13 protein-coding genes are annotated in these 14,176 nt (G+C 45.8%); 2 read left to right on the top strand and 11 right to left on the bottom strand.

Annotated elements, in window-relative coordinates; genetic code table 11:
* Nucleotides 1-6: 6 nt before the first annotated feature.
* The 11 genes from QUB30_RS15945 to fbp all read right to left on the bottom strand — a co-directional run bounded on the left by QUB30_RS15945 (nucleotide 7) and on the right by fbp (nucleotide 11,485).
* On the bottom strand, nucleotides 7-183 hold the full coding sequence (locus tag QUB30_RS15945) for a DUF4089 domain-containing protein (RefSeq protein ID WP_015176516.1): 177 nt from the start codon (nucleotides 181-183) through the stop codon (nucleotides 7-9).
* 119 nt (nucleotides 184-302) lie between these two features.
* Nucleotides 303-788, bottom strand: a complete 486-nt coding sequence (locus tag QUB30_RS15940; RefSeq protein WP_333334850.1) for a KGK domain-containing protein — start codon at nucleotides 786-788, stop codon at nucleotides 303-305.
* Nucleotides 789-956: 168 nt separating this feature from the next.
* Nucleotides 957-1,409, bottom strand: coding sequence for a hypothetical protein (locus QUB30_RS15935; RefSeq protein WP_333334849.1), 453 nt, complete (start codon nucleotides 1,407-1,409; stop codon nucleotides 957-959).
* 11 nt (nucleotides 1,410-1,420) lie between these two features.
* A complete protein-coding gene (locus tag QUB30_RS15930) occupies nucleotides 1,421-1,729 on the bottom strand; it encodes a hypothetical protein (RefSeq protein WP_333146788.1) in 309 nt (102 codons plus the stop codon).
* A 26-nt stretch (nucleotides 1,730-1,755) separates the two neighbouring features.
* Nucleotides 1,756-3,024 (bottom strand): cytosine deaminase, encoded by a 1,269-nt coding sequence (codA, locus tag QUB30_RS15925; protein WP_333334847.1) that lies wholly within the window; start codon nucleotides 3,022-3,024, stop codon nucleotides 1,756-1,758.
* A gap of 212 nt (nucleotides 3,025-3,236) precedes the next feature.
* A complete protein-coding gene (locus tag QUB30_RS15920; RefSeq protein ID WP_333334845.1) occupies nucleotides 3,237-3,728 on the bottom strand; it encodes an ureidoglycolate lyase in 492 nt (163 codons plus the stop codon).
* Between the two features lie 101 nt (nucleotides 3,729-3,829).
* Complete coding sequence (locus tag QUB30_RS15915) at nucleotides 3,830-5,380, bottom strand: cobyrinate a,c-diamide synthase (RefSeq protein ID WP_333334842.1); 1,551 nt, start codon at nucleotides 5,378-5,380, stop codon at nucleotides 3,830-3,832.
* A 387-nt stretch (nucleotides 5,381-5,767) separates the two neighbouring features.
* Entirely contained in the window at nucleotides 5,768-7,132 is a 1,365-nt protein-coding gene (gene opcA, locus QUB30_RS15910; protein WP_333334840.1) for a glucose-6-phosphate dehydrogenase assembly protein OpcA, read from the bottom strand.
* A 122-nt stretch (nucleotides 7,133-7,254) separates the two neighbouring features.
* Complete coding sequence (gene zwf, locus QUB30_RS15905; RefSeq protein ID WP_333074181.1) at nucleotides 7,255-8,784, bottom strand: glucose-6-phosphate dehydrogenase; 1,530 nt, start codon at nucleotides 8,782-8,784, stop codon at nucleotides 7,255-7,257.
* 258 nt (nucleotides 8,785-9,042) lie between these two features.
* Complete coding sequence (gene tal / locus QUB30_RS15900) at nucleotides 9,043-10,197, bottom strand: transaldolase (protein WP_333334837.1); 1,155 nt, start codon at nucleotides 10,195-10,197, stop codon at nucleotides 9,043-9,045.
* A gap of 214 nt (nucleotides 10,198-10,411) precedes the next feature.
* Nucleotides 10,412-11,485 carry a class 1 fructose-bisphosphatase gene (gene fbp / locus QUB30_RS15895; protein ID WP_333334917.1) on the bottom strand — a complete coding sequence of 358 codons (1,074 nt, stop codon included), beginning with the start codon at nucleotides 11,483-11,485 and terminating at the stop codon, nucleotides 10,412-10,414.
* A 324-nt stretch (nucleotides 11,486-11,809) separates the two neighbouring features.
* On the opposite strand from fbp, the gene QUB30_RS15890 reads away from it, so the two are divergent.
* Nucleotides 11,810-11,944 carry a DUF4058 family protein gene (locus QUB30_RS15890; protein ID WP_445300506.1) on the top strand — a complete coding sequence of 45 codons (135 nt, stop codon included), beginning with the start codon at nucleotides 11,810-11,812 and terminating at the stop codon, nucleotides 11,942-11,944.
* A 205-nt stretch (nucleotides 11,945-12,149) separates the two neighbouring features.
* Nucleotides 12,150-14,165, top strand: coding sequence for an ankyrin repeat domain-containing protein (locus QUB30_RS15885; protein ID WP_333334835.1), 2,016 nt, complete (start codon nucleotides 12,150-12,152; stop codon nucleotides 14,163-14,165).
* Nucleotides 14,166-14,176 lie beyond the last annotated feature (11 nt).

The following is a 14,176-nucleotide window of genomic DNA, read 5'->3' as shown; positions in this document are numbered from 1 at the left end:
AAAGATCTAAGGTTCAAACACCGGCGCGACTTCTACTTCTGGGGGTAAAGGAAACTCAGTAACCAGTCGGGCGATCGCAGCTATCCTCTCGAAGTTTACCACAACGCCTGGACGATGTTCCGGGTCTAAGGGTAAGTTTATCAGTTCGGCCGTGCGATCGACATATTCTTCTACATTTACCATGAGTCCCTCCCAAAAAAACATCAGCGTTCATCCGCGTACATCCGCCCCATCTGCGGTTAAAAATCTAAGATTCAGATATAAGTGCGATCGATGATTGTATTGTAAGCGCGATCGGGCTGTTAGTTATTTTCGAGCAGTTTTTTGTATTCCTCGGATTGTCTGATATCATCTAGAGGCGATATAGGTTCAGTTGGTTTATCGGGACAGAACTCTATACATATATCTATAACAGCTTTCTTATACTTTTGAGCATCGTAATTTTCATAATATGAATTTACTATTCTTGCCTGCACTCTTACTGTTCCTTCCTGCCACCCTCCAAAACCTACTTTGAGAAGTTTACAGCTTACTCCTTTACCTTCCCAGTGAATTTCATTGTTCCACATATAACGTTCGGAATCGAAGGAAATTTTATTTATGTCGGTTTTTATATCAGCACGTTCTTCCGAAGTACCACCCCTAACTTTCCAGGGATAAATATTTAAAAATTTTTCCGTAAATTCTTTACTAACTACATCCTTGAATTTCGCTACTGTAAATGTATTATTGTTATCGAACAACAAAACATCATCATCGCGGTCTAGTGGTTTAAATTTATCATTCATAAAATTTGATGCGGTCGTGTACCGTTAAATATCAGGGGTGTAAAAGCATTAGTTACCAATGTTCCGGTGGGCAATGCCCACCCTACGAATACAACTATTTTGACATTTTTTAGGCCAGATTAATTAGTATATTTCATAAATTCAGCCCGGTTCGATGTTTGTTCCCACTCAAACACTGACAGTTTCCCGCAACTTCTCAACTGCCACATCCAGCGAAGGCAAAGCAAAATCCTCAGCATCCATCAATTCCTTAACCTTCTCAAAAATCTCAACCTCCGCCTCTTCCTGGTCGGTTAGCTTATCATAAAAATAAGGGTCAGTAAACCACTGCTCAAACGCTATCATTAACAAACCATTGGGCGAAAGTTCAAACCGCCAATACTTAGAAACCCTACTGTCAACCACTTCAAACATCGGTGCCGGATTCTCCATTGGATAATAGCTAAAAATATCGTCGCAGATGTAGTACCAAATACTACCTTGCCATTCTCGGATAGCGTAAACAACATATTCTTTGCCTATTGTTAATGCAAACTTAATTTTTTTAGTGTAACCGCGTGGCGGATCTATATAATTTTCAGGTAGAGATTCACCCGTATTAGCAATACAACGAATTTTCATAACTTGATGACCTACAAATTTTTAGGAGCAATTTTGGGATACTGTCGCTTGAACTTAAACTCCACATCTTGAAGAGTCTGACTGTTCCGAAACCAATGAACTTGTACGGAAGCTCCATTAATTTCAAAAGCCTCAATACTTGTCATTTTATCCCAATCTTCAGAATTCCCGCCATAAACAGCAATAAGTCTCGGCGCATCCCCCAACAATCTATCTGTACCGCGACGAATTACTTTGCAATTACCAGCCTTAGCATCTTGCAGTAGCAGTTGCTCCTGCAAGTTTCTCGGACTCTCATCGGGAATAGCACCTTGATTCACAATTTAACAGATTAAAATATTGTTTGTCAAACCGAATAAAAACTCATTTTAGCAGGTGCAGTTTCCGCCAGCAACTTACCCCGCGAAATCACATACCGAACCGCAGCGCGCCTCCTAATTGCATCATAACAATCATCCGCATCCAACACAATCAAATTTGCAGGTTTACCCGCATCTATCCCATAATTATCATCTCCCAGATAGAGAGTTTTCGCACCGTTGACAGTGACCATATTAAAACAAGCTGCAATCTCAGCCATTCCCGTCATCTGACAAACATGAACCGCCATATGAGCGACATCCAACATATTTCCCGTACCTAAACTATACCAAGGATCTTGCACGCAGTCGTGGCCAAAACTCACATTCAATCCCTGTTGCCACAACTCCTTAACCCGCGTGACCCCACGGCGTTTGGGATAAGTATCAGCGCGGCCTTGCAGAGTAATATTAATTAAAGGATTGGCAATAAAATTAATTCCCGATTTTGCCAAACTTCCCATCAGCTTAAAAGCATAAGCATTGTTATAAGAACCGAAAGCCGTCGTGTGGCTAGCCGTCACCCGCGAACCCGCCCCGCTTCTAATCGCACAAGCTGCTACCACCTCCAAAAATCTCGACTGTTCATCATCGATTTCATCGCAGTGAACATCTATTAATCTATTGTATTTTTCAGCAAGTTCAAAAATTCGATCAACCGACTTCACCCCATCTTCCCGCGTCAACTCATAATGCGGAATCCCGCCCACAGCATCCGCACCCATATCCAGAGATGTCTCTAAAAGTTTGTCATTTTCTGGACTTCCGTAAATCCCGTCTTGGGGAAAAGCCACAACTTGCAGAGTCATCCAATCTTTGACTTGTTCTCGAACTTCCAAAAGTCCTTGCAAAGCAGTCAGCGTCGGTTCGCTAACATCAGCGTGACTCCTGACAAACAAAATTCCCTGAGACGCTTGCAGCCTTAAAGTTTCAACAGCCCGTTTTTTGACATCATCGAGAGTTAAACTTTGCTTGCGTTCCCCCCAGATTTGAATTCCCTCGAACAAAGTGCCGCTTTGATTCCATCGCGGTTCCCCCGCAGTCAAAGCCGAATCCAGATGAATGTGCGACTCCACAAAAGGAGGACTAACTAAATTGCCTTGAATGTCGATTTCGCGTTCGCCCAATTCTGATATCCGAGGCGAAACGGCGACTATTTGGTCATCATCGATAGCAATATCTACCGTTGGGCGATCGTCGATCGCACCTAACAAACGACCTTGGCGCAGAACAATGCTATACTTTTGCTCAGGCATGACAATTGCACCTAAATTTAACACTTGTAAACGTGATCCTTCCTAGTTGCTACGCAGCCTAGTGAGGCAAAAAAAAATCTCCCATCACTTGCGAATCCCCTCCTTTTCCTCCTCTGCGTCCTCTGCGCCCTCTGCGGTTAAAAAATCTTACTAACAAAAGCAAGCTATAACGACAATAACCCCGAAAAAAGCGCCACTACAAATCGCCAATATCAGACAATCTCAAACTCCAGATTGTGATTTTTTACCAAATCAAAGGTAAAATGGTCAACCATATTAGTATTGCTCAATTCCAGATTGTAAAAATCAACAAAATCCGCATCAAAATACGGCCCAGCGTGCCAAGTCCCCACATCTAACTTAATAAAACAATTGCCCGGAATCCGAAAAGCAGCCATATCCTCTAAACTCGGTTTATAGCTATCCCCAGGAGGCGCAACCGCCATCAACCAATCCTTCCCCTCCAAAGAACCCAAACACTGAGTACATTGAACGTGTCGCGTAATTTTGCCAAACTTGCGACCTTTATGGTGCAGCCGCATAATGTAAAATCTAGGAATACCATTTTGCAAATTTAACTGAGCATCCTCAGCATCGAAAGACTTGCCATCAACAGCCGGAAAGATAACTTGACCGTAACTCCGAAAATTCTCCGGTGTCACCCATTCTGCGGATAACTGCTTAGTCGAAATTGATTCGCTCATAAATCCCAACATCCCTAGCTTGATCCGTCATAAATATTCTAATACAGTAACTCCTCTCTCTTCTCTTGTGGGTGCCCTCTGTGTCCTCTGCGGTTAATTAATTAAATAAAAAAATCTAGTTCGTTTTCTCGATCGCCCAAAACACCCTTACAATAAAAATCAGCACACTGCTGCAAAAAACGAGCCGGAATATCAGGCCGGGCACCCCAATGCAAATGCAAATAAGAAGCGTGCACCTGACAAACTCCCCAACCTTCAGCAACCGCCTCAACTTCCCCTCGCTTCCCATACCTCCAACTGTGATAAACTGGATTAGTCGGTTCCACAGTTAAGTGCGATCGATGAAACTCATGTCCCCAAACCTCATCCAGAGCAGTTAACACCGAACTATCCCTCACCGCCACAGCTTCTCTGTATCCCAGCGTCAAACGCTTTCCCATCGCAGCAGCAGCCGGCAATACTCCCACCCCTGGCCAAGAATTGCCATCGAAGTCTACAATAGAATCGCACAAATACATCAAACCGCCGCACTCCGCATAAGTCGGCATTCCAGAAAAAATAGCACTTCTTACCGCATCCCGAATTAAAACATTACCGCTCAATTTTTGAGCAAACACTTCGGGAAAACCACCACCAAAATATAACCCTTGCACATTGTCAGGAAAAACCGAGTCATCAAGGGGACTCCAAAACACCAACTGTGCACCCAACTCTTCCAACAAATCAAGATTGTCGTGATAGTAAAAATTAAAAGCCCGATCGCGCGCAACTGCAATCCTCACTCCAAATTGTTTTCCCAAACAGTTGACAACATCATCTTTTTTAGTTACAATTTCGTAAGGGAGATTGTGTCTACCCAAAAGTTGCTCAGACCCCTCACCCCCCCCATTTCGAGTTGCAGCCAACAAAGGCAAAAGTTGCTCCCAGTCAAAACTAACAGCAGCCAAATCAGCCAGTTTATCGATCGCAGCATGAAGATTCGGCAACTCCTCAGCAGGAATCAGCCCCAAATGTCGATCGGGAATAGTAACAGCCTCATCCCTACGCAAAACGCCCACAATAGGTAAATTGAGCGGTTTGAGAGCATCTTGAAGCAGTTCCAAATGTCGATCGCTCGCCACCCGATTCAGCACCAAACCAGCGAATTTAAGGTTAGGGTTAAAAGAACGAAAACCGTGGGCGATCGCAGCCACAGAACCAGAGAGCCTGCTGCAATCTATCACAAACAATACCGGCAAATTCAGCAAATAAGCCACATGAGCCGTAGAAGCAAAGGAAAAATCATAATTGCCTTCTTCTTTTCGATAATTAATCCGTGTATCCCTGTCAAAATCCGTGTCCTGCCTGCCTGATTCCTGATTTTTTCGACTCACTCCATCAAATAGTCCCATCACCCCTTCAACTAAGGCATAATCGACATCTTGAATATGACGAGAAAAACACTTTTTTACATAAGATTCAGACGTTAATACCGGGTCTAAATTCCGACAGGGGCGACCAGTAACAAAAGCATGAAACATGGGGTCAATGTAATCCGGGCCTACCTTAAAAGATTGAACATTCAAGCCGCGGCGGATTAAATAAGCTAAAAGGGCGATCGTCACAGTCGTCTTTCCCGCACCGCTGCGTTCGCCAGCAATTACTAAAGCCATAGTTCTAGTCAGTTAAAATAAATAATAGATAAGATTGCCCACGTCACTTTCTAATTAGGAAATTATCTGCGTTTATCTGTGTTAATCTGCCTTGTATCTGCGGTTTCTGTATCAATCAAGATTTAAGCAATCTTTCCTCATAAAAATAGACAGTTGATAAAGTTATGAGTATTGCTCTCGCACCGCTCAAATAATAACTATTTAACGAACCGCGAAGACGCTAAGAGCGCGAAGGAAGAAAAGAGAAGAATAAAAGTAGGGCAGACATTGCCTGCCCCACTGAATATTAACTCAATCCGTCTTGCTTATTTTTTTCTCCTTTCTCCTGATTCCATCCATCCGTTACATCCGTTACATCCGCTACACAATCCGTTGCCGAACTTCTTTTTACCGCTTAGCTAACTTCAGCATTTGAGCCGTCACTGCCAAACTTTCTTCGTAAAGCACGTCCCGGCCCCAACTCAGCAAGTGTTGGCCCAGCAACTGTTCCGTCACCTGATCGAACAGAGGACTCACCTGGTTGAACCGATCGGTTTGAGCGCCGCCCTTCGTTTCCATCCGCATACAGCCGCCCACTTCCGAACACAGAACCGTACCGCAGTCAGCCTTCTCGTTCGTAGAACTCAAACGCAGAGCAATCAAATCGCCCGGGACATCGCCCGTATCAGCAGTAGGAATAGCAGCCAACTCGGCTTCGACAACCCGTTCGTCCGGCCCCGCGAATTTAATTCGCTTGATTTGGTAATCGCCCTCTTCCTGTTTGAAAGCAACCGGACGCCACTGAAGCCGGCTCGCCAGCCAACCCAAATACATCAGCGCTTGAGTAGAATTGTCCTGTTCGTAATCGATCGTCACCCGATCGATTTCCCGAATCGCAGCGCGACGTTCCGGGGCGTCAAAAGCCTCAGCAGCCAACTCCTGCCACGCGGCCAGCCGCCGCCAATTCAGATCCGCGATCGGAATTCCCTCTTCAATCAGACTTTGCATCAACAGCAATTCGGCTTCACACTCGGCAAAGCTGCTAGAGTCAACAATCACAGAACTGCTAATTGCCGCCAGCCGCTGGAACAAACCTCGATCGGCATCAGGATTCGCTTTCCACCACAGCAGCGTCGGCAAATCAGCGATAGTCAACGCCGTCACGATGCCGCTCACCCGTTCCAAAGCAGCTTCCGTACCCCGCAGCGTAATGTACTCGCAGCAGATCAGATTGCCAGTGGTGCGCTTGTGAACCGGACAATAAGCCGCGACTTGAGCCTGTACGCCCGTATCTTCCCCCGCCGTCGGGCACAGAGCAATAATCCGGCAGGGATTGGCAGCCACAATCGCGTCAGCCACCCCCGAACCCCCGGAACCCAAACCACTCGATCCCATCTCCTCGCCTTTTGAATTTTTGCGAGCCACTTCTTCCCGCAAAGTCGCCAACAATTCAGCGTTAGCTTTGCCAGTTCTCGGCAACCCGTAAGCTTTTTGAGCCGCCCTGATGCTAGATGCCGTCATCGGCCCGGTAATACCGTCCACCGGCCCGTCATAAAACCCCAGATCCGCTAATAAACGCTGAGTTTCTTCGGGTTCGTAGACTACAAAAGTAAAAGTTGTTGCCCTACTAGCGATCGGAACATCACCATTTGACCCTGATTCTCTGTAACTTTCCCAAATTTGACTCAATTCGGCCTCTATTTGGTCGATCGACACATCTTTAGGACTTTGCAGGGAAACCAGAGGGGGAGCTTTCATCGGTGTCATCGTCATAAATCTTTTCTCCTTTGTTATTTGTTATTAGTCATTAGTCATTGGTTCTTAGTCATTGGTTTTTAGCTAATCAATAATGGCTAATCCTGACCAATAAATTAAAGACTGCTGACGAATGACTTTTAAAGTCTGCGCCACTTGCGACCGTCTCTGTTAATTAGCAGTTCTGCTTCCGCCGGTTCCCAAGTACCCGCTTCGTATTTAGGAACCAACTCCTGTTCGTTGGACGATTCCCAATCCATCAGCGCCGGCGTTACCACCCGCCAAGCTTCTTCCACTTCATCAGAACGGGTAAACAAAGTTTGGTCGCCCAGCATACAATCAATTAACAGGCGATCGTAAGCATCCGAAGATGTCACCCCAAAGGAAGAACCGTAACTGAAATCCATATCCACCGTCCGCGTCCGCAAATCCGGCCCCGGCATTTTCGCCTCAAACCTCAGCGAAATCCCCTCGTTCGGATGCACGCGCATAGTCAAAACGTTAGGAGTAGTTTGTTGAGCCGCGGACTGAAAGATTAGCAGCGGAACTTCGCGGAACTGAATCGCAATTTCGCTAACTTTTTTCGGCAACCGTTTGCCGGTTCGCAGGTAGAAAGGCACTCCCTGCCAGCGCCAGTTGTCAATCATAAACTTCATCGCCACAAAAGTCGGCGTTGTCGAATTGGGAGCAACCCCCGGTTCATCGTGATACCCCGGCACCGGTTTCCCTTTCATCCAACCTGCGGAATATTGACCCCGAATCGCTGAGAACTCCAAGTTATTCAAATCTGCCAAGCGAGTTGCTTGCAGAACTTTCATCTTTTCGGTGCGGATGCTGTCAGCGTCGAGCGAGTTCGGCGGTTCCATCGCCGTCAGACAGAAAATCTGCATCAAGTGGTTTTGCAGCATATCCCGCAACGCCCCAGAGGATTCGTAGTAACCGGCCCGGTCTTCTACGCCTACTGTTTCTGCAACTGTAATTTGTACGTGATCGACAAATTGCCGATTCCACAGCGGTTCAAAAATCGCGTTAGCAAACCGGAATACCATTAAATTCTGAACAGTTTCTTTACCCAAATAGTGGTCGATCCGGTAAACTTGCTGTTCTTGGCAAACCTGCTGCACGACTCGGTTGAGAGCTTTTGCCGAACTCAAGTCGCGGCCGAAGGGTTTTTCAATTACCAAGCGGTGTTTTGCTGGGTCAACCAACATTTGAGCCGCGCCCAGTTGCCTAATTGCTTCTGGGAAAAAGTTCGGAGAAACTGAGAGATAAAATATGTGATTGCCGCGAGTTCTCCTTTCTTCGTCGAGTTCCGCTAAGAAAGCTTTGAGTTTTTGATAGCTTTCCGGGTTGTCAATGTCGCCGGGACAGTAGTACAAACCTTGAGCGAAATCTTGCCAAAATTCTTCTTTGCCAATGCCGCCGCCAAATTCTTCAATGCCCTCGCGCATTTGCTCTCGGAAGTAATCGTGACTCCAAGGGCGGCGGGCTACTCCCACCACGGTAGTTTCCGGTGGCAAGCGCCGATCGCGCTTCATCTGATAAATGGCAGGTACCAGTTTGCGCTGGGTGAGATCCCCAGAAGCTCCGAAGATTACCAGAATTTGTGGTTCCGGCACTCGTTCTTTTCGCAAACCGACCCGCAGTGGATTTTCAAGTAGCGTTACCATTTACTTTCCTTTTTCTAGTGCTGTTAACCGTGCTAAGACATCATGATAGTTTGCGGTCATTTCTGCTAGTTGCTGGGTGAGAGAGTTAATCGATTCTTAATACTGCTAGAGGAGGCAGATGATTTTGCTCTCTAGGAACTCTGACACCAATTAATCTCAAAATTCCTAGAGAGGATTTAAAACTCAGCCTTTAAGAACCCAAATAATTATCTACTCCGATTCCTAAATGCTTCTGCCTTTCAGGATACAGATATCTGCCTAAGCGACGGGTGACAACTTCTGGACTTTCTCTTGCAAGGAATCCATCAGGGATTGGAACGGATTGACGAATTTCTCAATCCCGTCCAAGAGCAAGTCTCCCATCACTTTGTCCAAGTTGATGTCGATGTCGGGATCTTTGAGACTTTCGATCAGGGTGTAAGCTTCTGCAACGTTGTTCTCAATCCGGGGTGCGACATCGCAATGATCGAAACAAGCTTCAACGGTGTTTGGCGGCAAAGTGTTAACGGTGTCGGGGCCGATTAGTTCATCGACGTACATCACATCGCTGTAGTTGGGGTTTTTGGTGCTGGTGGAAGCCCACAGCAAGCGCTGCACTTTCGCTCCTTTAGCCGCTAATGCTTGCCAGCGATCGCTCGCTACGATCTCTTTATACTTCTGGTAAGCTATCTTCGCATTGGCGATCGCAATTTTCCCCTTCACTGCTTCCAGTTTAGCTTTTGTGGAAATATCTGTGACATTTTTGAGTTTCTCGTCAATCTTGCCATCGATATTGATGTCGATCCGGCTCAAGAAGAAACTGGCAACGGAAGCAATATTGCTAATATCCAAACCTTTAGCCGCCCGCGCTTCTAAACCGCGAATGTAAGCCCAGAAGGTTTCGACGTAGCTGTCAACTGAGAACAGTAAAGTCACGTTAACGTTAATGCCTTCGCTGATGACTCGCTCGACTGCGGGCAAACCTTGAGCGGTTCCCGGAATCTTAATCATCACGTTTTCTTTGCCGAGGGCTTGGTAATAGCGCAAGGCTTCGCTAATCGTGCTTTCTGTATCGTTGGCGATCGTCGGTGGCACTTCTATGCTTATGTAACCGTCCAAACCCTTCGACTCTGCGTAAACCGGGGCGAAAATGTCGCAAGCGTTGCGGATATCTTCAAATACCAGAGATTCGTAAATCTCCATGACAGATTTACCCGCCCGGATGCCAGCTTCGATATCCGCGTCGTAAATCACATTACCCGCGATCGCTTTCTCAAAAATAGCCGGATTAGATGTAATCCCGCGCAATCCCCTACTTTCAATCATCTGTTTGAGTTCGCCGGACTCGATCAGATCGCGAGTCAAATTGTCCATCCAGATACTTTGGCCAATTTCTTTGATTTCTAACAGGTGATTCGTTGACGTTGCTGTCATTACTGTAACTCCTACAATTTGATAATTGGGAATTGGGACTTGGAAATTGGAAATGGAAAATTGGTAATTGAAAATTGGCAATGGGGAATTGGTAATTGGGAGTCGAAAGTTATAAGTTAAAACCCTCTTCCTTCTTCCCTCTTCCTTCTTCCTTCTATCCTTTACATCCGTTACATCCGTTACATCCGTTACACAATCCGTTGCCGAACTTCCTTCACTCTTGGACGGTTCTAGGATTCCGCGATCGATCTTGAATAAAAGACTCGACCATCGCTACATTTTCTTTGCTACCGATAATCAAGGGCGATCGCTCGTGCAGTTTGGTCGGCACAACGTCTAAGATGTCTTGAGTGCCCGTACTGGCGCGCCCGCCGGCTTGCTCCATCAAAAACGCCAAAGGAGCAGATTCGTAGAGCAAGCGCAATTTGCCCTCCGGTTTTTTGACCGTTCCGGGGTACAAAAACACGCCTCCCTGAAATAAAATCCGGTGGAAATCTCCCACCAAAGCCCCGCCGTACCGGGCGCTGTAGCCTTGACTGCGGTGCACGTAGCGAATGTAATCCCGATAAGATTCCTCCCACTGCCAGAAGTTGCCTTCATTGACGCTGTAAATCGGGCCGCTGTCTGGAACCTGAATGTTTTCGGTTGCTAAAATGAACTCGCCCAAACTGGGGTCGAGAGTGAAGGAATGAACGCCTTGGCCGATCGAATAAACCAGCATGGTACTGGGGCCGTAGAGGACGTAGCCGGCAGCGATTTGTTTGTGCCCGTGTTGCAGCAAGTCGGAAGCAGAGCCGTCTGCATCGTCCCCCTCTTGCTTGCGGATGCTGAATATGGAACCGACATTGAGATTGGTGTCAAGATTGGAAGAACCGTCTATGGGGTCGTAGAGCAGACTGTAACGCCCGATCGGACAATTTTCGGGAATGTAGTAGGGTTTTTCCATTTCCTCGGAAGCCAAGCGGCATACCAGTCCGCTTTGCTGGAATACCGAGATAAACACTTCGTTGGCATAGACATCCATCTTTTTGACGGATTCTCCCTGCACGTTCACAGCCCCTGTAAACCCTAAGGCATCTGCCATTAACCCGGCTCTGCTGAGCCGCCGCGCGATCAGCTTGGCAGCTAGTCCGATGCGATTCATCAGGGCACTGAGATCCTGAGCATCTGCTGAAAAGCTGTGAAGTTGCTGGAGTACGTGACGGGATAGAGTCGTGCAATCGCGGTCTAAGGCTTGCACCTGATCGATCGGGCCCAGGCGGGCTTCCCCTGTCGGCGCGTTTACCATGATTTTGATGTCCTCCCTGTCTTGCTGCTCTGGATTTGGGTTCGATGGAGTCCTTGACACTTGCCCCCTGAATCGGCTACAAGACCGATCGTCCCCCAACTTCTATCTTAGGAAGGGTTTTGCCAAAGGGCGTCGAACTTTAGGTGAATTTTAGATCCGCATCGAAAATTGAGGAGTGCGATCGACTGTTTAGTCGGGAATTGTATCCAAAATCACTAATTTTTTTGATTAACCGCAGAGGACGCAGAGGGCGCTGAGAGAGAAAGTGGCGATAGAGAAGCCTACGAACGTTGGCTAGCATCTCAAAAAGACCGACAACTTCCTTTGCGCGAAGAAGATGTAGAACCTATTGTTAATTTGCCGGAATTGCTTGCAGGCATTTACGATCGCGCCGGCTATGATTATCGGCTCGATTACGATCAATATCCCGTAAGTAAATTTTCGCCAAAGGTGATATGACACTCCAAAATCCTGGGTAAGCTATCCATAGAAATACGGTAATTGAAATTTAAGCAAATATACAGAGTCAGTCATTGACTTTTCTATTGACTTGTTTGAAATATACTCAAACACTCAACTTACCTTGCATAAATTTTTCAAAATTTGGGGTTTTAAAACCCAAATATAAAATGTTTGTTGGTACTCATCCACCCAGGATAATGCTATGGATATTGTCGAACAAATTCCCCATAACTTAGTCAAACACTATCAAATTAAAAAGCTACTCGGAGAAGGCGGTAGTAGCACAACTTATGAAGCCGTTGACCTCCAAACACACCAGCGAGTCGCACTCAAAGCTTTGTCTTTACAGAAGATGAATGACTGGAAAGTCCTGGAACTCTTTGAACGAGAAGCCAATGTTTTATCAAAATTGAATCATCCGGGAATTCCGCGTTATTTGGATTATTTTTATGTCGATACTCCCGATAACCGTTGTTTTTATATAATACAAGAACTGGCAGAAGGGCAATCTCTAGCAAGTTTAGTTGAAAATGGCTGGCACGCTAGCGAATCCGAAATTCAACGCATTGCAACACAAATTTTGGAGATTTTAGTTTATCTCCATTCACAGACACCACCTGTTATCCACCGGGATATTAAACCAGAAAATATTGTTTTCAAATCCCCCATTAATTCCCACCAACCCAAAGATTTGGCAGTCTGCTTAGTAGATTTTGGAGCAGTGCAAAACACTTATTACAATACTTTAATGCGAGGAAGTACCGTAGTTGGAACCTATGGTTATATGGCTCCAGAACAATTTCTCGGACAAGCCGTACCTGCAACAGATTTATATGGTTTAGGAGCGACATTGTTGTATTTACTAACCCACCGTTCCCCCGCCGAATTACCGACAAATATACTAGAGAAAGATTTTCGCTCTCAAATTCAGATTTCTTCAGCATTTGCCGATTGGTTAGAAAAAGCGATCGCGTCAGATTTAGAAAACCGCTTTGAATCGGCACAAGAAGCGCTTGAATCTCTTCGCAATCCTCGAATAGTTAGCGTTAAATCCGAGCCGACTCAATGGAAAAAACGCCTCAAAATAGGAATTGCTGCTATTGCTACTGTTGCTGTTTTCAATCACTTTAAATATCCGATCCTCAACCGGATTGGATTTACACCCAATGCAGTTGTCAATGCTGTCGAACAGGGAGATACTCAAACTGTTAGGCATTATCTGGATCTTGGCATTAATGCTAATAGCAGGGTAGATAATCAGAATTTACTACACTTTGCTGGCTCAAAAGAGGTGGCAGAATTGTTAATTGCCAAAGGTGCAGATGTCAACGCTAAGCATAAATATGGCTGGACCCCATTACACAGCGCTGCTATGTCCGATCGCATAAAAGTGGCACAGACGCTAATTGCCAAAGGTGCAGATGTCAACGCTAAGGATACACATGGCAGGACCCCATTACACTTTGCTGCTGCATTCGATGGCATAAAAGTGGCACAGACGCTAATTGCTAAAGGTGCGGATGTCAATGCCAAAAACAAAAATGGCTTGACTCCTCTACATAGGGCGCGATCGAAGGCGATCGCACAAATACTACTCTCTGCGGGCGCAAAAATTAACATCAAAGAAGAAAATGCCCGAAATGGCAAGGGTACAACTTTATTACATAATGCAGCCAAAATAGGTTTTAAGGAGTTGGTAGAACAGCTAATTAAAGACGGTGCAAATGTGGCGATTCTGGATAGTGAAAAAAGAACTCCACTGCACTATGCAACCACAAAAGAAGTTGCTGCTTTGCTAATGCTGGATATCAACGCTATGGACGAATATGGAAATACTCCGTTACACCTAGCTGTCGATCGAGGATCTCAAGATATCGCTGAACTGCTAATTGCTAATGGCGCAAGGGTTAACGCTAGAAATGCGAACGGTCAAACTCCGTTGTATCAAGCGATCGCGATCGGACACAATGATATTGCTGCACTGCTAATTAAAAACGGTGCAGATGTTAATAATAGAGATATGTGTAACACAACTCCACTCCACAAAGCAGCACATTATGGCACTGTAGAAATCTTAAAATTGCTACTTGCTAAAGGTGCAAAAATTAACACTACCAACTGCTATGGCGAGACGCCGCTAAAGATAGCAGAAACCAACTGGAACCCCGACGGAGAAGCAGCAGCCAAAATACTCATATCTCGCGGTGCAACCTACTAATCATCCACAAT

This window comes from Microcoleus sp. BROC3 (genome assembly GCF_036702515.1).
GTDB lineage: Bacteria > Cyanobacteriota > Cyanobacteriia > Cyanobacteriales > Microcoleaceae > Microcoleus.
This window is presented reverse-complemented; position numbering and strand designations above follow the sequence as displayed.